The sequence below is a fragment of the Erwinia sp. PME.40.26/001 genome (assembly GCF_055556675.1).
Genome location: NZ_JBVHNP010000114.1, coordinates 1 through 278, shown reverse-complemented (window position 1 = coordinate 278; position 278 = coordinate 1). Strand labels below are relative to the sequence as shown.

At 58.3% G+C, this 278-nt stretch carries 1 protein-coding gene; it reads right to left on the bottom strand.

The genetic code is table 11. From position 1 onward, the window contains the following. The coding region (locus ACZ3HG_RS23465; protein WP_465334742.1) for a cation efflux transmembrane domain-containing protein at positions 1–226 on the bottom strand (226 nt) is incomplete at its 3' end. Positions 227–278 lie beyond the last annotated feature (52 nt).

Sequence of the window (278 nt, the reverse complement as noted above, 5' to 3'; positions counted from 1 at the left end):
CGACGTGGTCAAGTTCGAGGATGTGTGATCGCACATCGTCCAAATCCAAACCGTCGGGGGTGAACTCCATCAACACCCGCGACGTTTCGCGCAGCAGCTTGAACGCACGCGGAACGATGAGTGCGGCGATGAAAAGTCCGGCGATGGCGTCAGCTTGAAGGAAACCCGTGGTCCAGATGAGAACGGCCGCAACAATGACCCCGAGCGATCCCAGCGCATCGTTCATCACTTCCAGAAACGCCGCCCGCATGTTGAAGTTTGATCCACGACTGGAGGCG